The following is a 20,911-nucleotide window of genomic DNA, read 5'->3' as shown; positions in this document are numbered from 1 at the left end:
TGACGACTCCTGTCTTAGCGTGCCGGCTGAGAAGTCACAGTGGACTGCTCGTAGTGATAACGACCGGTTTTCAGGCTGCTCGGACCACGGCGTGCGAACTTGAACATCAGGTACAGTTCAGCCACCAGGAACAGGGTATACAGGCCGCAAATCAACAGCATCGAGAAGATGAGGTCGCCAGCAGTCAGCGAAGAGTTCGCCACGGCTGTCGGTAACACTTCACCAATCGCCCACGGTTGACGGCCGTACTCTGCCACAAACCAACCGGACTCAATGGCAATCCACGGTAATGGAATCGCATACAGCGCCGTGCGCAGCAGCCATTTTTTCTCACCGATACGGTTACGGATTACGGTCCAGAAGGATACAGCGATAATCGCCAGCATCAGGATGCCGCACGCCACCATGATACGGAACGCGAAGTACAGCGGAGCAACACGAGGAATGGAATCTTTCGTTGCCTGCTGAATTTGCGCTTCGGTCGCATCGGTAACTTTATCGGTATAGCGTTTCAGCAGCAGACCATATCCCAGATCTTTCTTCATGCTGTTGAACTGGTCGCGAACGGCCTGATCGGTGGAGCCAGCACGCAGTTCTTCCAGCAGCTGATACGCTTTCATCCCGTTACGGATACGCTCTTCATGCTGCACCATCAGATCTTTCAGACCAATGACGGGTGTATCAACAGAACGGGTGGCAATGATGCCCAGCGCATAAGGAATTTGGATAGCGAAATGGTTCTCCTGCGCATCCTGGTCCGGGATACCGAACAGCGTAAAGGATGCAGGGGCAGGCTGAGTTTCCCATTCAGCTTCAATTGCGGCAAGTTTGGTTTTCTGCACGTCACCCATTTCGTAACCGGATTCATCACCCAGAACGATAACAGAGAGAATGGCAGCCATACCGAAGCTGGCAGCGATAGCAAAGGAGCGCTTAGCAAACGCGAAGTCACGACCGCGCAGCATATAGTAGGAGCTGATCCCCAGAACGAACATCGCGCCACAAACATAACCAGAAGCCACGGTGTGTACAAATTTCACCTGTGCAACCGGGTTAAGCACCAGTTCGGAGAAGCTCAGCATCTCCATGCGCATGGTTTCAAAGTTGAAATCTGCTGCAATTGGGTTCTGCATCCAGCCGTTCGCAACCAGAATCCACAGAGCGGACAGGTTAGAACCCAAAGCCACCAGCCAGGTGACGCACATATGCTGGACTTTACCCAGACGGTCCCAGCCGAAGAAGAACAGACCTACAAAGGTGGATTCGAGGAAGAAGGCCATCAAGCCTTCGATCGCCAGTGGCGCACCGAAGATATCCCCTACATAGTGGGAATAATAAGACCAGTTAGTCCCGAACTGGAACTCCATGGTCAGACCGGTAGCCACACCCAGAGCAAAGTTGATACCAAACAACTTGCCCCAGAACTTGGTCATATCTTTATAAATCTGTTTGCCGGAAAGGACGTAGACCGTTTCCATTATGGCCAACAAAAACGCCATACCCAGCGTTAGTGGCACAAACAGGAAGTGGTACATCGCGGTCAAGGCAAACTGTAAGCGCGACAGTTCGACTATATCTAACATCATGACTCCTTGCTCATCGCATGAAGACTCCGAGAGTGAACCCCGTTAGAAAGGGTCACACGCATGCCCCAATACAAATTTATTTGCTTCCATCCGCCGTTGCTCTTTCTTCTCATTTGAAGAAAAGGCAATGCCGAAAAGTTACAAACATGTTAATAAAACACTCAAATTGATCCCGCAATTATATTACGCCGTAAAATCCTTACAATAAACAGGTTTTTATCGAGGTAAATTTGCATTTTTCGATAGTGATCAATTTATAGCTAATTTATCACTTCCAGACCAATTTGATCTGCAGCAATTTAACCTCATTTTGTAGTGTTTACCAAGTTTTAAACATTGATTTAAATCAATTTTCAATTTTAATGTTAACAATGTTTACCACGAGAGTAACTAGTAAACATCATGTTAACGATTTGTTTTTCAATGAGTAATTGCCGTTACTACAAATGATAGATTATTTATTTAAATCTACACGATCTTTTAACCAGCTCAGACGGCAAAATGCGGTAGCAGATAAAGAGTAACTATTGTTAGGTAGCTCACAGATTTTTTTTAGCAAGTCGTGGAATTTTAAATTTATACAAATTATTCATTTTAATTTTACCTATAATTAACACCCAAATGTAACTATCTCAGCTGGAAGAGAAACTCACTGCATTCTCAACCTCAATGAAGATACCTCCCCTTCTCAAATGCCATGCTTTCCTGTCCGAATCATCACCGCAAGTTATCACTCCCTCCCCTTTTGCGCATATGGTCCAAAGATTAAATATGTTCTGAACAATCTATTATCATTTTTATCTTAAATTTAACAAATAATATTTTTGACATATAAGATCAATAAATAAAAAACCGTTAGGTTGTTCACAAGTTATTTAGTAAGCATAAGTTTTTAAATTATTTAAAACGACACTTAAAAAAGGCTCACAACAAAATAAGATTTCGATCACAAACATAGCAAGTCATTTATTAGCGAATTCGCAAACAAATTAAGAAAACCTCAAAAGACAAAACTCAATGTATTGTTTTTAAAGCCATTTATTAAAAACGAAATATAACAATCATTTTATGAAGGTTATTTTGAAAATAGATCAATTGCTTCCTTTTTCGCTTACACAGACACTCCAATCCTATTAAGAGGTTGCCACAATCCATGCTTTAAATATTAAAAAATAATTTTTACTTATTGACCATCAGCCCTACAGAGGATTACCCATGAAGAAATCTACACTTGTTATTGGCGTCATCGGTGCTGACTGCCATGCAGTAGGCAATAAAGTTCTGGATCGCGTTTTTACTGCTCATGATTTTCACGTAATCAACCTTGGGGTGATGGTGAGTCAGGATGAATATATTGATGCTGCGATTGAAACCGGTGCCGACGCCATCGTGGTGTCATCCATCTACGGTCACGGTGATATCGACTGCCTCGGTTTACGTGAGCGCTGCATCGAACGCGGCCTCGGCGACATTCTGCTCTATGTCGGCGGCAACCTGGTCGTAGGTAAGCATGACTTCGCCGAAGTGGAAATGAAGTTTAAAGAGATGGGCTTTAACCGCGTCTTCGCACCAAGTCACGATCTCGAAGATGTCTGTGCGCTTATCACCAATGATATCCATCAACATAATGGCCTCGAACAGCGTTGCCTTGAAGAGGCCATCTGATGCAAACAGTTTCTGTCGATATCGGCTCGACATGGACCAAGGCAGCCCTCTTCGCGCATGAAGGAGAGGAATTAACCCTGGTAAACCATGTCCTGACCCCAACCACCACACATCATCTGGCAGACGGTTTTTTTGCCAGCCTGAATCAGGTGCTGAATGTTGCCGATGCTCGCCCGTTACTGAAAAGTGGTGAAGTGCAGTTGAAATACTCCTCGTCTGCCAAAGGTGGGCTCGCCGTTGCAGCAATGGGGCTGGTGCCTTCCATTACGCTGGAATCGGCGAAAGTTACCGCTCATTCGGCAGGAGCAAAAATCGCGCAATATTATTCATACAAGCTGAACCGCCATGACATTCGGGAGCTGGAGTCATCACCGCCAGACATCCTGTTGTTTACCGGCGGCACGGATGGTGGTGAAGAAAGCTACGGCCTGGCTAATGCGCATGCGCTGGCAGAGTCCACGCTTGACTGCGCCATTATTTACGCCGGAAACCGGGACATCCAGGACGATATACAAACGATTCTGGGGCATAAGGATCTGACCACGGTAGATAACATTCTGCCGGATCTCGATCACCCGAACCCGTTTGCCGCTCGTCAGGCTATCTGTGATGTGTTCTTGTCTCGCATCGTTAAAGGCAAAGGTCTGGACGTCATCGTTGGAGAAACCGGCGAAGAACCCATGCCGACGCCGTGGACAGTCTATGAACTGGTAAAAGCGATTAGCGATTACGACAGTGCATGGAAAGAATTCATGCTGATTGATATGGGCGGCGCCACTACGGACGTCTATTCAGCCAGCGCGAATATCCTCTCTCCCGACACCGTCCTGCATGGTGTTCCTGAACCTTTCGTCAAACGTACCGTTGAAGGCGATTTGGGAATGCGCGTTTCCGCCGTCGTGGTCGGAGAAAGCACGCAGGATATGGTGAAAGTTATCTTTGCCCAGCAGCCACAACGTGAGGAAGCATTTTATCGCTACCTGCGTCATCTGGTTGGGCATCCGGATTACCTGCCACTCAGCGAGGAGGAGAAATATTTCGACACTCTGCTGGCAGGTTTGTGCGTGGGCTATGCCACTGAGCGCCACGCGGGCACTAAAAAGCAGGTTTGTACCTGCGTAGGTAACGTGGATTTACAGATGGGTCGCGATCTCACCACCGTACGCAAAGTTGTCGGTTCAGGTGGATGGCTCTCGCGCGCCAGCCAGTTCGATATTCATAACTGGCTCAAATACCGGGAGCTGGACGACCAGGGTAAAAGAATTTTGTTACCTAATCAGTTTGAGTATTACCGCGATTCAAATGGCCTGCTCCCGCTACTGGCAAACGTCGCCAGGCTGTACCCGCAAGCCGCAGCTCGCACCAGCATTCAGTGTTTAACCCTATAACAATTAAGGCAGCTACGAATGGAACTTCGAAATAAAAAATTGACCCATGACGAATTCATGACCGAAAGGCATCAGGTGCTGCAAACCTGGGAAACCGGCAAAGACGTTGAGAACTTCGAAGATGGCGTGAAATACCAGCAAGCAATTCCAGATAAAAAACGCTTCTCCCTCGCGCTATTGAAGGCCGATCAGGAAGGTAAAACCCTGAGCCAGCCACGTGCAGGTGTTGCATTAATGGATGAGCACATTGAGTTGCTCAAAACCTTGCAGGAAGAGTGCGACCTTCTGCCAAGTACCATCGATGCCTATACCCGTCTGAATCGTTATGAAGAAGCTGCCGTCGGGATCCAGAAATCCATCGAAGCAGGAACCTCCAAGCTTAATGGTTTACCGGTGGTCAATCACGGGGTTGCTGCCTGCCGCCGTATGACTGAATCGCTGGAAAAACCTATCCAGGTTCGCCACGGTACCCCGGATGCACGCTTGCTGGCAGAGATCGCGATGGCCAGTGGCTTTACCAGCTACGAAGGCGGTGGTATCTCCTACAACATCCCTTATGCCAAACGTGTCACCCTGGAAAAATCCATCCGTGACTGGCAGTACTGCGACCGTCTGATGGGGCTGTACGAAGAAAACGGCATTCGTATTAACCGCGAGCCGTTTGGCCCATTGACCGGCACCCTGATCCCGCCGTTTATGTCTCACTCGGTCGCGATTATCGAAGGTCTGCTGGCGCTGGAACAAGGAGTGAAATCCATTACCGTCGGTTACGGCCAGGTGGGTAGCCTGACTCAGGATATCGCGGCGATTCAGGCTCTGCGTGAACTGTCCCACGAATACTTCCAGAATTATGGCTTCGATGATTACGAGTTGAGCACCGTATTCCACCAGTGGATGGGCGGTTTCCCGGAAGATGAAGCAAAAGCGTTCTCCGTTATCGCCTGGGGTGCTGCGGTTGCAGGTATGTCCGGTGCAACTAAAGTCATCACCAAAAGCCCGCATGAAGCGTTCGGTATCCCAACTGCTGCGGCTAATGCCCAGGGACTTAAAGCTTCACGCCAGATGCTCAACATGGTCAGCGACCAGAAATTCCCGCAATGCGCAGCTGTAGAGCAGGAAGTCGATCTGATTAAGAGCGAAGTTCGCGCGGTACTGAAAAGAGTATTCGAGCTGGGTAATGGCGACATTGCACGCGGCACCGTACTGGCTTTTGAAGCCGGTGTGCTGGATGTACCTTTCGCCCCTGCCGCCTGTAACGCCGGCAAAATCCTGCCAGTTCGTGATAACACTGGCGCAATTCGTATTCTCGAAGCCGGTGCGGTTCCGCTGCCGAAAGATATTCTCGCCCTGCACCACGACTACGTCGCAGAGCGCGCACATTTTGAAGGTCGTAAACCTTCTTTCCAGATGGTCATTGATGACATCAACGCCGTATCCCACAGTAAATTAATAGGAAGACCATAATGAAAATTAAACAGGCCCTTTTCACCGCTGGCTACTCCTCATTTTATTTTGACGATCAGCAAGCTATTAAAGACGGAGCTGGTCACGATGGGTTTATCTATACCGGCTCTCCGGTGACGCCTGGGTTTACCTCTGTTCGTCAGGCGGGTGAATGCGTTTCAGTGCAGTTGATTCTGGAAAACGGCGCGGTGGCCGTTGGTGATTGCGCGGCCGTACAGTACTCCGGTGCAGGCGGTCGTGACCCACTGTTCCTGGCTGAGAACTTCATTCCTTTCCTGAACGATCACATCAAACCGCTGCTGGAAGGTCGTGACGTAGATTCGTTCTTACCGAACGCCCGTTTCTTTGACCAACTGCGTATTGACGGTCATCTGTTGCATACCGCTGTACGTTACGGTTTGTCTCAGGCGTTGCTTGATGCCGCAGCACTGGCCACAGGACGCCTGAAAACAGAAGTTGTTTGCGATGAATGGCAGTTGCCATGTGTACCGGAAGCAATTCCATTATTTGGTCAAAGCGGTGATGACCGTTATATCGCCGTCGACAAAATGATCCTCAAAGGCGTGGACGTACTGCCGCATGCGCTGATCAACAACGTAGAAGAGAAGCTGGGCTTTAAAGGCGAAAAACTGCGTGAGTATGTGCGTTGGTTGTCTAACCGCATCTTAAGCCTGCGTACCAGCGATCGTTATCACCCAACGCTGCATATTGATGTGTACGGCACTATCGGTCTGATTTTTGATATGGACCCGGTTCGTTGCGCCGAATACATCGCCAGCCTGGAGGCAGAAGCACAAGGTCTGCCGCTGTACATTGAAGGTCCGGTTGATGCTGGTAACAAGCCGGATCAAATCCGCATGCTGACCGCAATCACCAAAGAACTGACCCGTCTGGGATCCGGCGTGAAAATCGTTGCTGATGAATGGTGTAACACCTATCAGGATATCGTGGACTTCACTGATGCTGGCAGCTGCCACATGGTGCAGATCAAAACTCCGGATCTCGGTGGCATTCATAACATTGTTGATGCCGTGCTCTACTGTAACAAACACGCAATGGAAGCCTACCAGGGCGGAACCTGTAACGAAACCGAGATCAGTGCTCGCACCTGCGTACATGTCGCGCTGGCTGCGCGTCCAATGCGCATGCTGATCAAACCGGGTATGGGCTTCGATGAAGGTCTCAACATCGTGTTTAACGAAATGAACCGCACCATCGCGTTGTTGCAGACTAAGGATTAAGAAATGGCTCGCACATTTAAGATCTTATCGCCTACAGCTATTCTGGGTTATGGCTTCCCGGAAGAGAGTTTTCGTAAAGCCATGGAAGAATCGCCGGATCTTATTGCTGTTGACGCAGGCTCCTCCGATCCTGGCCCCCACTACCTGGGGGCAGGTAAGCCTTTCACTGACAGGGCCGGTGTGAAACGCGATCTGCGCTATATGATCGTGGCAGGCGTTAAGAATAACATCCCGGTCGTGATCGGTACCGCCGGTGGTTCCGGCGCAGCTCCGCACCTGGAGTGGTGTCGCCAGATAATCCATGAGATCGCCCAGGAAGAAAAACTGTCTTTCTCCATGGCGTTGATCCCGTCCGATGTCGACAAAGAAGTCGTTCATCAGGCCCTGGATAACGGCAAAATCACCGCACTGGATTTTGTGCCTGAACTGACTCACGAAGCTATCGAAGATAGCACCTACATCGTTGCACAGATGGGCGTTGAGCCTTTCCAGCGCGCACTGAAAGCCGGTGCACAGGTTGTACTGGGCGGACGAGCCTACGATCCGGCATGCTTCGCTGCACTGCCGATTATGCAAGGCTTTGATGAAGGTCTGGCGCTTCATTGCGGTAAGATCCTTGAGTGTGCTGCCATCGCCGCCACCCCGGGTTCTGGCTCGGATTGTGCGATGGGAATCATCGACGACAACGGCTTTACGCTGAAAGCGTTCAATCCGAAGCGTAAGTTCACTGAAACTTCTGCTGCGGCACACACCCTGTATGAGAAGTCAGATCCGTACTTCCTGCCGGGACCGGGCGGCGTGTTGAACCTGAAAGCGTGTACCTTTACAGCGGTTAATGAAGGTGAAGTGTACGTCAGCGGTTCGCGTCATGAAGAGACACCGTATGCGCTGAAACTGGAAGGTGCGCGTCAGGTTGGTTTCCGCTGCCTGACCATCGCCGGAACGCGCGATCCGATTATGATTGCCGGTATCGACACCATTCTTGAAGAGGTACAGGCCAGCGTGGCACGTAACCTTTCACTGAATGACGACAGTATCCGCATGACGTTCCACCTGTATGGTAAGAACGGCGTGATGGGCAATCATGAGCCGATGAAAACTGCCGGTCATGAGCTGGGGATTTTACTGGACGTGGTCGCGCCAACCCAGGATATCGCCAACAGCGTTTGCTCACTGGTGCGTTCTACGTTGCTGCACTACGGCTATGAAAATCGTATTGCGACTGCGGGCAACCTCGCCTTCCCGTTCTCACCATCTGACATTCAGAGTGGGCCTGTGTATGAGTTCTCAATCTATCACCTGATTGAAGCAAGCGATGCACTGCGTTTTGATTTCCACATTGAACAGGTGACGCCAGAAGGAGTTCAGGCATGAAACAGTCTATTTGCTCACTGGCGCAAGTAATTCGCTCCAAAAACGCCGGACCGTATGAACTGGTATTAGATATTTTATTTAAAACCAGGGAAGACTATCAGCGAGTAAAAGCCTCGGAGCAATTAACACCGCAACTTATTGCTGGGTTATATAATGTCAAACCTGACTTTATTCATAATATTGTGTGGTTCGACCCAGCGAATGCAGTAAAAATCGTCATGCCGCGCGATATTATTTCCGGCAATGTCGGTGACAATGATGTTTATGGTGCGCAACAACACGCTCCATTATTAAGTATTGAGTTCGATCTGTAACAAAAAAACACAATAACAGCCATTGGAGCACAGAATTCAGCTGTATCACAGTGCTTCGAATTATTCATGCGGTTGGTCACAACAGGCGTGCATCTGAGCTGCTGTCCAGGCTCAGGTGCTCGCCACCCTACACAATTTCAATTACCAGCCTTTATCCGATGGAGTAAACATGAAGAAAATTAGTTTAACGAAGATGATCATATTAGGCCTGTTACTCGGCATGGTTGCCGGGGTGCTCATCAATAATATGGCCGCAGCTGAAACAGCTAAATCATATGCTCAGGATATTTCCATTTTCACCACTATATTTTTACGTATGGTGAAAATGATTATCGCTCCATTAGTTATATCAACTCTGGTTGTCGGCATTGCCAAAATGGGTGATGCAAAAACGCTGGGACGTATATTCTCCAAAACCTTTTTCCTGTTTATTTGCGCCTCACTGCTGTCAATCGCATTGGGTCTGGTTATTGTTAATATCTTCCAGCCGGGCGCAGGCATCAACTTTGTTCCGCATGATGTCGGCGCTGTCGCCGCCGTTAAGTCAGAGCCGTTTACGCTGAAGGTATTTATTTCGCACGCAGTACCGACCAGTATCGTTGATGCGATGGCGCGTAACGAAATCCTGCAGATCGTCGTGTTCTCGATTTTCCTGGGTTGCAGCCTGGCTGCGATTGGCGAAAAAGCTGAGCCTATCGTTAAGGTTCTCGACTCACTGGTCCACGTCATGCTGAAGCTGACTGGCTACGTAATGCTGTTCGCACCTCTGACCGTTTTTGCCGCTATTTCAGGTCTGATTGCCGAACGTGGTCTGGGTGTGATGGTTAGCGCCGGGATCTTCATGGGTGAGTTCTACCTGACGCTGGGTATGTTGTGGGCAATTCTGATTGGCCTGTCGACTATGATCGTCGGTCCTTGCATCAGCCGTCTGACTAAAGCCATCCTCGAACCTGCTCTGCTGGCCTTTACCACTTCCAGTTCTGAAGCAGCCTTCCCAGGCACGCTGGATAAACTGGAAAAGTTCGGCGTTTCTTCAAAAATCGCCAGCTTTGTTCTGCCTATCGGTTACTCCTTTAACCTGGTCGGTTCCATGGCCTACTGCTCATTTGCCACCGTGTTTATTGCCCAGGCGTGCAATATCGAGCTGAGCATGGGCGAACAAATCACCATGTTGCTAATCCTGATGCTGACCTCTAAAGGGATGGCGGGTGTGCCTCGTGCCTCTATGGTGGTTATTGCCGCAACCCTGAACCAGTTCAACATTCCGGAAGCCGGTCTGATCCTGCTGATGGGCGTCGATCCATTCCTCGATATGGGTCGTTCAGCCACTAACGTAATGAGTAACGCAATGGGTGCTGCCATTGTGGGTCGCTGGGAAGGCGAACACTTCGGCCAGGGTTGTCGCGGCACTGCGCCAGTAAAAACCCCGGAACAGGAACGCCCGGTTACCGAAACGGAAGTTGCTTTGTCTTAATACCACAGTGAAACCGGATAGCGGCCGCGCTATCCGGTTTTCGAGACGGTTAATAACCCGTAAGCCGGAAGGTGGTAAGCCGCCCTCCGGCACCATGATGAGCACACCAACAGGAATGCACCATGAATAAAACTCTTCTCGGCGTGGGTATTTTTTCCTTCAGCGTATTATTTAGCGCAACCACATTCGCGCAAACCACGCCGGACTACGCCAGACTTATCGAACAGGCGCATCAGAAATACAAAAGTAACAATGACGGAAAAGTCGCCGACTATATCCCTGCCCTCGCGACCTACAGCCCCAACAATTTTGCTATCACCATCGCAACGGTTGACGGAAAAATCTTCCAGGTTGGCGATGTTAAAAAAGCATTCCCGATGGAATCACTGAGTAAAGTTTTCACCATGGCGCTCGCCATGGAACAGCACGGCCCTCAGGTTGTTCTGGATAAACTCGGTGCCAATGCCACCGGCATGCCATTCAATTCAGGCTTAGCCGTCGAACTGACCAAAGGCGCGCCGGAAAACCCACTGGTTAACGCAGGCGCGATGAGCACCGTTAGCCTGATTGAAGCCAAAGATAAAACCGACCGCTGGAACAAAATCCTCGACAACCTGAACGCGTGGGCAGATGCAAGTCTCACTGTTAACGAACCTGTTTTCAAATCCGAAATGGAGACCAATCAGCACAACCAGGCACTGGCCAAACTGATGGAATCCTATAACAGCTTTTATGGCAACACGGATGAAGCCGTCGAAATTTATACCCGTCAGTGTTCCGTGGATATCACCGTTGAGCAACTGGCCAAAATGGGTGCCGTACTCGCCAACAAAGGTAAATCTCCGTTTAACGGCAAGCAGTTACTGAATGAAAGTTATGTACCTCAGGTGCTGGCGGAAATGGCGATTGCCGGGCTGTACGACGGCAGTGGTAAGTGGCTGTACACCGTCGGCGTCCCGGCAAAGAGCGGTGTCGGCGGCGGAATGGTTGCGGTCGTCCCAGGTGAATATGCGATTGCCGTCTATTCCCCACCGCTGGATGAAGCGGGCAACAGCGTTCGCGCCCAGAAAACCATCGAATATGTCGCCGACGCGACAAAAGCCAATGTCTTTTTAGCGCATTAAGCCAACGTCAGATAACGCTTATCTGGTATTGAAATCAGGCTCGAAATTTATACACAAAATAATTCAAGCTGCATCAAAGCGGCAACTACGTGAACCCCGGGAGCTTACATAAGTAAATGACTGGGGTGAACGCAGACAGCCAACAAAGAGGCAGCGTGAAGGATGACGTGTATCGGCAAAACACGAAAAGGTGAGAAGTACTATGTCTAAACCATTTGTCTGGCAGGAACTCTTTGTTCAGAGTAAAGATAATACAGAATACGAATTACTCAGTAACCAACACGTTACGGTAACAGAGTTAGACGGAGAGGAAGTGATCAAGGTTGCGCCCGAGGCGTTAACCCTGTTGGCACAGCAGGCATTTTATGAAGCTTCATTTTTCCTGCGCGCCGGACATTTGAAACAGATCGCCAGTATTCTGCACGATCCGCAGGCCAGCAGTAATGATAAATACGTCGCACTCCAGCTACTGCGCAATGCAGAGGTTTCGGCTAAAGGCGTATTGCCTAACTGCCAGGATACAGGGACCGCAACCATTGTGGCAAGCAAAGGGCAGAATGTCTGGACCGGGTGTGATGATGCCGAAGCATTAAGCCATGGCGTATATGCCACATTCACGGAAAACAACCTGCGCTATTCGCAAAACGCACCGCTGGATATGTATTCCGAGGTCAATACTCAGACTAACCTGCCCGCCCAAATCGACATTAGCGCCACCCCGGGTAATGAATACCGGTTCCTGTTCGTCAACAAAGGTGGTGGCTCAGCTAACAAAGCAGCGCTGTACCAGGAAACCAAATCAATTTTACAACCGGAAAAACTCACTGCCTTCCTGATTGATAAAATGAAATCACTGGGAACAGCCGCCTGCCCGCCATATCACATTGCATTTGTCGTTGGCGGTCTGTCTGCCGATCAGGCGCTGAAAGTCGCAAAACTGGCATCAACTAAATATTACGATAACCTGCCCACCAGCGGGAACGAACTGGGTCAGGCGTTCCGCGATACGGCACTGGAAGCCACTCTTCTCAATGCCAGCCGTGAGTTTGGCATCGGCGCACAATTTGGCGGCAAATACTTTGCGCACGATATTCGTGTTATTCGCCTGCCACGCCACGGCGGCTCCTGCCCTATCGCTATGGCACTCTCCTGCTCTGCTGACCGCAATATTAAAGCCAAGATTAATAAACAGGGTATCTGGCTGGAAAAACTCGAACATAATCCGGGCAAATTCATTCCCGATTCTCACCGCGTAGAAAATGGTGCTCAGACCGTACAGCTCAATCTGGACCGCCCGTTGCGCGACATTCTGCATGATCTGTCCACACTGCCGATTGGAACCCGACTATCGCTAAGTGGCCCGATTGTCGTCGCCCGTGATATCGCCCACGCCAAAATCAAAGAACGTCTGGATAACGGCGAACCGATGCCGGAGTACATGAAAAACCATATCGTTTATTACGCTGGCCCGGCAAAAACCCCAAATAATCAGGCTTGTGGCTCAATGGGTCCCACCACCGGCGGGCGCATGGATGGGTACGTCGATGCCTTCCAGGCAGCGGGTGGCAGTCTGATCATGTTGTCAAAGGGCAACCGCAGCAAGCAGGTAACCGATGCCTGCCACACGCATGGCGGATTTAACCTTGGCAGCATAGGAGGCGCAGCAGCCTTACTGGCACAGCAGTACGTGAAAAGCCTGCGCTGCCTTGAGTATCCGGAACTTGGCATGGAAGCGGTCTGGATGATGGAAGTCGAAAACATGCCGGCCTTTGTGCTGGTGGATGACAAAGGCAATAACTTCTTCAGTCAGTTTGAACAGCAACATCGCTGCTCAACCTGTCCGGCAGGGAAATAAGGAGCAACAATGGAAGCGCGAGTCAACAATGACAGACACCGCCAGCGCCAGCAGAAACTGAAAGAACAGGTTGATACCCGCGTGGCGGCGGCAACGGAGAAGAAAGGAATTCTGATAGTCTTCACCGGCAACGGTAAAGGTAAATCCACCGCAGCCTTTGGGACGGCAACGCGCGCGGTAGGTCACGGAAAAACCGTTGGCATCGCGCAGTTTATTAAAGGCCAGTGGGATAATGGCGAGTACAACACGTTACAGCCGCTCGGTGTTGAATTTCATATTATGGGTACCGGTTTTACCTGGGAAACCCAGAACAGGGAAGCCGACATCGAGGCGGCAACAGCGGTCTGGCAGGAAAGTAAGCGCATGCTAGCCGATGCACATTACGACCTGGTGGTGCTGGATGAACTCACCTATATGCTGGCTTATCACTATCTGGATACGCAGGAGGTTATCAGCGCTATCGAGAATCGCCCTGCAGAACAGAGCGTGATCGTCACAGGACGTGGATGCCACACGCAATTACTGGAACTTGCCGATACGGTGAGTGAAATTCGCCCGGTTAAGCACGCGTTTGATAGTGGTATTCAGGCACAGGTCGGGATCGACTGGTAACGAGACTTTTGCCGGATAACATGTTCGCTTATCCGGCCTACCATTTCTTCAGATAGCAGACCGGCGTTATCATCCGGTATCAGCAGCCCACTTTAGAGACCACGGATTTATTCAATAACCAGTTGCGGAAAATCTGTAAATGCAGGGACTCCGATTTTTCTTCACGCCACGTCATAATGAAACGGTTCCCGGTACGCATAGGAACGTCGCAGGGAATGACCATATCACCACTGTCCAGATCGTGCTGAATAGCAAAACGGGGTAACAGAGCCACGCCCAAATTAGAACGCACGGCGGCGATCAGCATCGACAATAAATCAAAACGCGGACCTTTATTCACCAGTGGGCTACTGACATTGGACAGCGCAAACCACTCCTGCCAGCCTTTGATACGCGTGCTTTGGTGCAACAGGGTAAACTCATTTAGCAGATCATCGACAGCCAGTTTCTGATTGGATTCAGAGAGCAGACATCTGCTGCATACCGGCAAAATTTCCTCTTCAAAAAGATACTCAACCTCTGACCATGGCGAGTAAAAATCTTCCCGCATGATCGCGGCATCATACTCACGATTGAGAAAATCACCGATATTCGCCAAAGAATGGATATTAACGATAATATCAGGGTTAAGTTTGTTGAATTCGCGCAGGTTGGGGATCAACCAATGTGTACTGAAGGTAGGATTAACCGCCAGTTCGATAACCTGCACGGTCGGTTGCCAGGTCATTATTGTTGTCGTATCACGTTCAAGTTTGTTTAGCGTTTCCTTAACAATACTTAAATAATGTTTCCCAGCCGCATTTAAAAAAATGCGCTTTTTGGCATGATTAAATAACGATGTATTGAGAAAATCTTCCAGAGCATTAACCTGGCGGAAAACTGCGCTTTGTGTCAGAGCAAGCTCTTCTGCCGCCCGGGTATAACTTTCATGACGCGCAACCACTTCAAAAGTTACCAGCAACTCCGTCTTGGGTATTTTTCCTCTCATAACCTCTTCCATATGCAGCGTACAAAAATAGTTTAATTTATAAAAAATAATTCGATTCACCCAGATGAGCATCGAGAGTTATATTTTATTTTGTCCATTGATGTCATTGATCCAATCCATGATTTACTCACACTGGCGGCGGATAAATATTAACCAATAATACTCAAGCGCAGCAATAAACACAATTTAAATAAGGTTAAATCCAGGCAAATAGTGCCAATAAGTTCTTAATAATTTTTCATGTTATCTTGTTTATTGCAGAAAAAACTTTGCGAGTTTAATCAATATTGTCCCTGCGATAATTTAGGACAATTTAGCGTTATAACTTATGGGCAAACGACTGCTTTTAATCATTCCGCAATGTAGTTTCTGCCATTTTTTGTTAGCCGTGATAAAGGACACAATGTGAAAACTTTCGGAAAGGTCTGGCTCGTCGGAGCAGGTCCCGGTGATATTTCATTACTCACCCTCAAAGCGATGATGTGCATTAAACAAGCTGATGTCATTATTTACGATCGTCTGGTCAATCCTAAAATTCTGGAATGGGCATCCGCTGAGTGTAAACTTGTCAATGTCGGAAAAAACCCTGGCTTTCATTGTGTGCCACAAGATGAAATCAACCTACTGCTTATTCAGTACGCTGAAACGCATGACAACATCGTGCGTTTAAAAGGCGGTGATCCTTACGTTTTTGGTCGTGGAGCTGAGGAAGTTGAGGGACTCGTAGAGATCGGGATTCCATTTGAAGTCGTGCCCGGTATCAGTTCCACCATTGGCGGCCTTGCCTGCGCCGGTATTCCGGTCACTCATCGCGATTTCGCATCCGGGTTTCACGTAGTGACAGGCCATACACGAGAAGGCAACCAGCAGCAGGACTGGCGTCAGTTAGCCAGACTCAACGGTACGCTGGTTATCGTGATGGGTATCGCCAACCTGGCATTTATCTGCGAAGAACTGTTGATGGGCGGAAAATCGGCAGACACGCCCGCCGCCGTTATCATGTCTGCCACGCGGGAAAATCAGCGCCGCCTGACCTGTACGCTCGGTGCATTATTGAATAAAGCACAGGAAGCAAACGTTGTGCCACCTGCGCTTATCGTCATAGGTGATGTCGTCACCCTCAGCGATCGACTCTCTTTTATTCCCGAAGCCATCACGCTGCCGAAAAACCTTTACTGCGAGAGTCTGGCGTGACGAAAAGACTGAGGTGACGTTTGATGCGCTGCCCGGAATACGCGGCAAAAATAACTGGTTTGTGCGTAGTGAAGTTTCCGGGCAATGCTGTCTATCGAATGAACAGGGTCGTGCAATAACTCCCCCGCCTTTTGCATTTTTTTCTGATTCACCCAGGTTTTAAAATTAACACCCTGACGTTTCTTAAAAAAACGACTGAAATAATTCGCACTTAAACAAACGTGCGCAGCCACAGTCTCCAGAGATAATTCACCATATAAATTATCATCAATATAGCGAAGTGCCGCTGATAGTTTTCTCTCGTGACGAGAAAGCTCCGTATAATATGGGCGAATAGTATTAATTTGCGATCCGAAGGAAGCATCAACCTGTTGTTCCTGATGTTCAAAGTTATCAACAATAAACCTCAGTAAATTTGCCGATGCCACCAGTGTGTTATTATCCACTACAGTAACCCGTTCCCACTCAGCTTTTATCCGAGGTTCATTCATCCATTGTGGTTTGTCATCAACTACGATTGTTTTATATTCCTGATGTTTTGCCCGTACCTGACCACAAATAATAAAGCCGTACAGATTGCCCTCATGGATTAACGGCATTGAGAATAGGCTTAATCCTGCATAACAGCAGAGTATTCTGGGTTTAACCTGCTTTAACCCCTCAAAAGCACAATACTTATCACACTTTTGACAACTCGGGCGATACAGTTCATTGGTACGCATTAATGAACAAAATGAATTGAAGCCATGACAATCAGATATTGCCTTACCTGTAACATCAACGACTACCGTTGCTAATCCGGTCGCACCAGAGAAGATCTCAGCTATAGAGAAAAAACTCTGCAAGTAGTCATCCTGAATTTTCAGCGGCACGCCTTCCTCCGACATTCATGATATTTAAGCCGGTAATATGCAGAATTTAGCCTAAAGAAAGAATGATGCTTACCGCAAAAAATAATCTTATTTATGAAGATGATTATGATCAAATTGCAAGATGAATAATGTGTCGTCTTAACCACAATAGCGCGGTGAGTACGACTGCGTCACTGGGCCATCTTTTAATTTATTATATTCTGCCTTCAGAGAACGGGTGACGGGTTACAGATATTCGGCAGGAACAAAAAACGAAAAAGACATAAAAAAGGCCATCATCAGATGGCCAACCATGTCGAAAACGGACCAGCCCTGCGTCCTTCGCACAACGCATACAGCCGGTTGCACGAAGGGGTCGGGCTTTATTACTACTTTTTGAGAATTACTTAATCACAGTTTTCAGCGCTTCACCGATATCGGCCAGGCTGCGCACGGTTTTCACCCCCGCTGCTTCCAGTGCGGCGAATTTCTCATCAGCCGTACCTTTACCACCAGAGATAATCGCACCCGCGTGCCCCATACGTTTGCCTTTCGGCGCGGTCACGCCCGCGATGTAGCCAACAACTGGCTTGGTCACATGATCTTTAATGTACGCCGCCGCTTCTTCTTCCGCGCTACCGCCGATCTCACCGATCATCACGATCGCTTCAGTCTGCGGATCTTCCTGGAACAATTTCAGGATGTCGATAAAGTTTGAGCCAGGGATCGGGTCACCACCGATACCTACGCAGGTAGACTGGCCAAAACCATAGTCAGTCGTCTGCTTAACCGCTTCATAGGTCAACGTACCAGAACGAGAAACGATACCCACTTTACCCGGCTTGTGAATGTGACCCGGCATGATGCCGATTTTGCATTCGCCTGGGGTGATAACGCCAGGACAGTTCGGCCCAATCATGCGCACGCCCGCTTCATCAAGCGCCACTTTCACGGTCAGCATATCCAGCGTCGGGATGCCTTCAGTGATGGTGATAATCAGTTTAATACCTGCGTTGATGGCTTCCAGAATGGAGTCTTTGCAGAACGGAGCCGGTACATAAATAACAGACGCAGTCGCGCCAGTGGCTTCAACCGCTTCACGCACGGTGTTAAACACTGGCAGGCCCAGGTGAGTTGTACCGCCTTTACCCGGCGTTACACCACCAACCATTTGCGTACCGTAAGCAATCGCTTGTTCAGAGTGGAATGTCCCCTGGCTACCGGTGAAGCCCTGGCAGATAACCTTGGTATCTTTATTAATTAAAACTGACATTATTTCCCCTCCACTGCGGCAACAACCTGCTGAGCTGCATCCGTCAGACTTTTCGCTGCAATAATATTCAGGCCGCTGTCAGCCAGTTTTTTCGCGCCGAGTTCGGCGTTGTTACCTTCCAGACGCACAACCACCGGAACGTTAACACCAACTTCCGCTACCGCGCCGATGATACCGTCAGCGATCAGGTCGCAACGAACGATACCGCCGAAGATGTTAACCAGAACGGCTTTCACGTTGTCATCAGAGAGGATAATTTTGAACGCTTCGGTCACGCGCTCTTTGGTTGCGCCGCCGCCCACGTCAAGGAAGTTAGCCGGTTCGCCACCGTGCAGTTTAACGATGTCCATGGTGCCCATTGCAAGGCCAGCGCCGTTAACCATACAACCAATGTTACCGTCCAGCGCGACGTAGTTCAGTTCCCACTGTGCAGCCTGAGCTTCACGCGGATCTTCCTGAGACTGGTCGCGCATTTCACGCAGATCCGGCTGGCGGAATAGTGCGTTGCCGTCAGCACCCAGTTTGCCATCGAGGCAGATCAAGTCGCCTTGTTTGGTCACCACCAGCGGGTTGATTTCGATCAGCGCCAGGTCGCGCTCAAGGAAAATGGTCGCCAGACCCATGAAGATCTTGGTGAATTGCTGAACCTGCTTACCTTCCAGACCCAGTTTGAACGCCAGGTCACGGCCCTGATACGGCATTGGACCCGTCAGCGGATCGAGCGCCACTTTATGGATCAGGTGCGGGGTTTCTTCCGCCACTTTTTCGATTTCCACGCCGCCTTCGGTAGAGGCCATAAAGACCACGCGACGGGAGCTGCGATCAACTACTGCACCGAGGTAAAGTTCTTTACCAATGTCGGTCGCAGCTTCAACCAGAATCTGATTTACCGGTTGACCGTTGGCATCTGTCTGGTAGGTCACCAGACGTTTGCCCAGCCAGTGTTCAGCAAAAGCGCGAATGTCTTCTTTGCTGTTAACAACCTTCACACCGCCCGCTTTACCACGGCCACCAGCGTGAACCTGACATTTCACTACCCACGGGCCTGCGCCGATTTTTGATGCGGCTTCTTCGGCTTCACGCGGAGTAGTACAGGCATAACCCACCGGTGCCGGTAAGCCATAGCGGGCAAAAAGTTGTTTTGCCTGATATTCATGTAAGTTCATGTGTTCTGTCCATCCTTCAGGTAATCGTTATCTTTAAACCTGTAGGCCGTTGCGTTTTTCATGCCGGATGGCGCAACGCTTATCGGCCTACAGGGCAGGTGATACTCTCAGGTACTACACGTCCAGCAGCAGACGCGTTGGATCTTCCAGCAACTCTTTAATGGTCACCAGGAAGCCTACTGACTCACGACCATCGATCAAACGGTGGTCATAAGACAGCGCCAGATACATCATCGGCAGGATTTCAACCTTGCCGTCTACAGCCATCGGACGATCTTTGATGGCATGCATACCCAGGATGGCGCTCTGCGGCGGGTTAATGATTGGCGTAGACATCAGGGAACCGAACACACCACCGTTAGTGATGGTGAAGTTACCCCCCGTCAGATCTTCAACCGTCAACTTGCCGTCGCGACCTTTTACTGCCAGCTCTTTAATGTTTTTCTCGATGTCAGCCATACCCAGCAGATCCACATCTCGCAGAACCGGAGTTACCAGGCCGCGCGGCGTAGATACCGCCATGCTCACATCAAAGTAGTTGTGGTACACCACGTCATCGCCATCGATAGAAGCGTTCACTTCCGGATAGCGTTTCAGCGCTTCAACAACCGCTTTAACGTAGAAGGACATAAAGCCCAGACGGATACCGTGACGTTTTTCGAACGCGTCGCCGTACTGCTTACGCAGATCCATAATCGGCTTCATGTTGACTTCGTTGAACGTCGTCAGCATTGCTGTCGAATTTTTCGCTTCCAGCAGACGCTCAGCTACGCGCTTACGCAGACGGGTCATCGGTACGCGTTTTTCACCGCGAGCACCCAGTGCAGGCTGTGCTGCAGGCGCCGCTGCCGGGGCTTTCGCTTCCGCTTTTGCTGCCGGAGCTTTAGCCAGATGTTTTTCAACATCTTCACGCGTGATACGACCACCGACACCGGTACCATTGATGGCACTGGCTTCAAGATTATGCTCACCCAGCAGGCGACGGATCGCCGGGCTCAGGGCATCGTTATTCTGCTCGGCAAGAGACGCCTGTTGACGCTGTGCCGGGGTAGAATCTTTCTCTTCAGATTTAGCACTGGTCTCTTTACCACTGCTATTGCCTTCACGCAGGCGACCAAGGATCTGGCGAGAAGTAACAGTGGTCCCTTCATCTTCCAGAACTGCATCAAGAATACCGTCCGCTGATGCCGGTACTTCCAGTACCACTTTGTCAGTTTCGATTTCTACCAGTACTTCGTCACGACGTACTGCATCGCCCGGTTTTTTGTGCCAGGTTGCAACCGTTGCATCTGCTACGGATTCAGGCAGGTCGGGAACAAGAATATCTACGCTACTCATTATT

17 protein-coding genes are annotated in these 20,911 nt (G+C 49.5%); 11 read left to right on the top strand and 6 right to left on the bottom strand.

All coding sequences use genetic code 11. The annotated features are described in order from the left end of the window. Window positions 1–14: 14 nt before the first annotated feature. Window positions 15–1,583, bottom strand: coding sequence for a cytochrome ubiquinol oxidase subunit I (gene cydA, locus LG384_RS06945; RefSeq protein ID WP_045441113.1), 1,569 nt, complete (start codon window positions 1,581–1,583; stop codon window positions 15–17). Between the two features lie 1,218 nt (window positions 1,584–2,801). Between cydA and glmS the strand changes: the two genes are divergently transcribed. The 10 genes from glmS (at window position 2,802) to cobO (ending at window position 14,097) form a co-directional block, all read left to right on the top strand. Further along, a complete protein-coding gene (gene glmS / locus LG384_RS06940; protein ID WP_045441112.1) occupies window positions 2,802–3,251 on the top strand; it encodes a methylaspartate mutase subunit S in 450 nt (149 codons plus the stop codon). After that, window positions 3,251–4,639 carry a methylaspartate mutase accessory protein GlmL gene (gene glmL, locus LG384_RS06935; RefSeq protein ID WP_045441111.1) on the top strand — a complete coding sequence of 463 codons (1,389 nt, stop codon included), beginning with the start codon at window positions 3,251–3,253 and terminating at the stop codon, window positions 4,637–4,639. The genes glmS and glmL overlap by 1 nt, the downstream gene beginning before the upstream one ends. Before the next feature lie 18 nt (window positions 4,640–4,657). Further along, window positions 4,658–6,103, top strand: a complete 1,446-nt coding sequence (locus LG384_RS06930) for a methylaspartate mutase subunit E (RefSeq protein WP_045441110.1) — start codon at window positions 4,658–4,660, stop codon at window positions 6,101–6,103. Beyond that, complete coding sequence (locus LG384_RS06925; protein WP_045441109.1) at window positions 6,103–7,344, top strand: methylaspartate ammonia-lyase; 1,242 nt, start codon at window positions 6,103–6,105, stop codon at window positions 7,342–7,344. The genes LG384_RS06930 and LG384_RS06925 overlap by 1 nt, the downstream gene beginning before the upstream one ends. Window positions 7,345–7,347: 3 nt before the next feature. Beyond that, window positions 7,348–8,718 (top strand): acyclic terpene utilization AtuA family protein, encoded by a 1,371-nt coding sequence (locus LG384_RS06920; RefSeq protein ID WP_045441108.1) that lies wholly within the window; start codon window positions 7,348–7,350, stop codon window positions 8,716–8,718. After that, window positions 8,715–9,032: a DUF4387 domain-containing protein gene (locus LG384_RS06915; protein WP_045441107.1), complete on the top strand. Its 318-nt coding sequence runs from the start codon at window positions 8,715–8,717 to the stop codon at window positions 9,030–9,032. The genes LG384_RS06920 and LG384_RS06915 overlap by 4 nt, the downstream gene beginning before the upstream one ends. A 169-nt stretch (window positions 9,033–9,201) precedes the next feature. Then, window positions 9,202–10,506 (top strand): dicarboxylate/amino acid:cation symporter, encoded by a 1,305-nt coding sequence (locus LG384_RS06910; RefSeq protein WP_045441106.1) that lies wholly within the window; start codon window positions 9,202–9,204, stop codon window positions 10,504–10,506. Between the two features lie 122 nt (window positions 10,507–10,628). Further along, window positions 10,629–11,630: a glutaminase A gene (gene glsA / locus LG384_RS06905; protein ID WP_045441105.1), complete on the top strand. Its 1,002-nt coding sequence runs from the start codon at window positions 10,629–10,631 to the stop codon at window positions 11,628–11,630. Between the two features lie 202 nt (window positions 11,631–11,832). Continuing rightward, a complete protein-coding gene (locus LG384_RS06900) occupies window positions 11,833–13,485 on the top strand; it encodes a class I fumarate hydratase (RefSeq protein ID WP_045441104.1) in 1,653 nt (550 codons plus the stop codon). Between the two features lie 9 nt (window positions 13,486–13,494). Then, window positions 13,495–14,097, top strand: coding sequence for a cob(I)yrinic acid a,c-diamide adenosyltransferase (gene cobO / locus LG384_RS06895; protein ID WP_045441103.1), 603 nt, complete (start codon window positions 13,495–13,497; stop codon window positions 14,095–14,097). A 79-nt stretch (window positions 14,098–14,176) separates the two neighbouring features. Here the strand turns inward: cobO and LG384_RS06890 are convergent, their stop codons facing one another. Next, window positions 14,177–15,085 (bottom strand): LysR substrate-binding domain-containing protein, encoded by a 909-nt coding sequence (locus LG384_RS06890; protein WP_045449505.1) that lies wholly within the window; start codon window positions 15,083–15,085, stop codon window positions 14,177–14,179. A gap of 405 nt (window positions 15,086–15,490) precedes the next feature. Between LG384_RS06890 and cobA the strand changes: the two genes are divergently transcribed. Beyond that, on the top strand, window positions 15,491–16,279 hold the full coding sequence (gene cobA, locus LG384_RS06885; protein ID WP_225760664.1) for a uroporphyrinogen-III C-methyltransferase: 789 nt from the start codon (window positions 15,491–15,493) through the stop codon (window positions 16,277–16,279). Here cobA and LG384_RS06880 read toward each other — a convergent pair. The 4 genes from LG384_RS06880 to odhB all read right to left on the bottom strand — a co-directional run bounded on the left by LG384_RS06880 (window position 16,258) and on the right by odhB (window position 20,907). Then, window positions 16,258–17,151 (bottom strand): PocR ligand-binding domain-containing protein, encoded by an 894-nt coding sequence (locus LG384_RS06880; protein WP_225760663.1) that lies wholly within the window; start codon window positions 17,149–17,151, stop codon window positions 16,258–16,260. The genes cobA and LG384_RS06880 overlap by 22 nt on opposite strands. Window positions 17,152–17,533: 382 nt before the next feature. Then, entirely contained in the window at window positions 17,534–18,403 is an 870-nt protein-coding gene (gene sucD, locus LG384_RS06875) for a succinate--CoA ligase subunit alpha (RefSeq protein ID WP_048221836.1), read from the bottom strand. Further along, window positions 18,403–19,569 (bottom strand): ADP-forming succinate--CoA ligase subunit beta, encoded by a 1,167-nt coding sequence (gene sucC, locus LG384_RS06870; protein ID WP_045441099.1) that lies wholly within the window; start codon window positions 19,567–19,569, stop codon window positions 18,403–18,405. The genes sucD and sucC overlap by 1 nt, the downstream gene beginning before the upstream one ends. Before the next feature lie 114 nt (window positions 19,570–19,683). Beyond that, the gene (gene odhB, locus LG384_RS06865; RefSeq protein WP_225760662.1) at window positions 19,684–20,907 is read right to left on the bottom strand and encodes a 2-oxoglutarate dehydrogenase complex dihydrolipoyllysine-residue succinyltransferase; all 1,224 of its coding nucleotides are present in this window, start codon (window positions 20,905–20,907) and stop codon (window positions 19,684–19,686) included. Window positions 20,908–20,911: the final 4 nt, after the last annotated feature.

The organism is Citrobacter sp. Marseille-Q3906, from assembly GCF_916618775.1.
Lineage (GTDB): Bacteria > Pseudomonadota > Gammaproteobacteria > Enterobacterales > Enterobacteriaceae > Citrobacter > Citrobacter murliniae.
The sequence above is the reverse complement of the archived record's forward strand: the minus strand, read 5'-3'. Positions and strand labels throughout refer to the sequence as shown.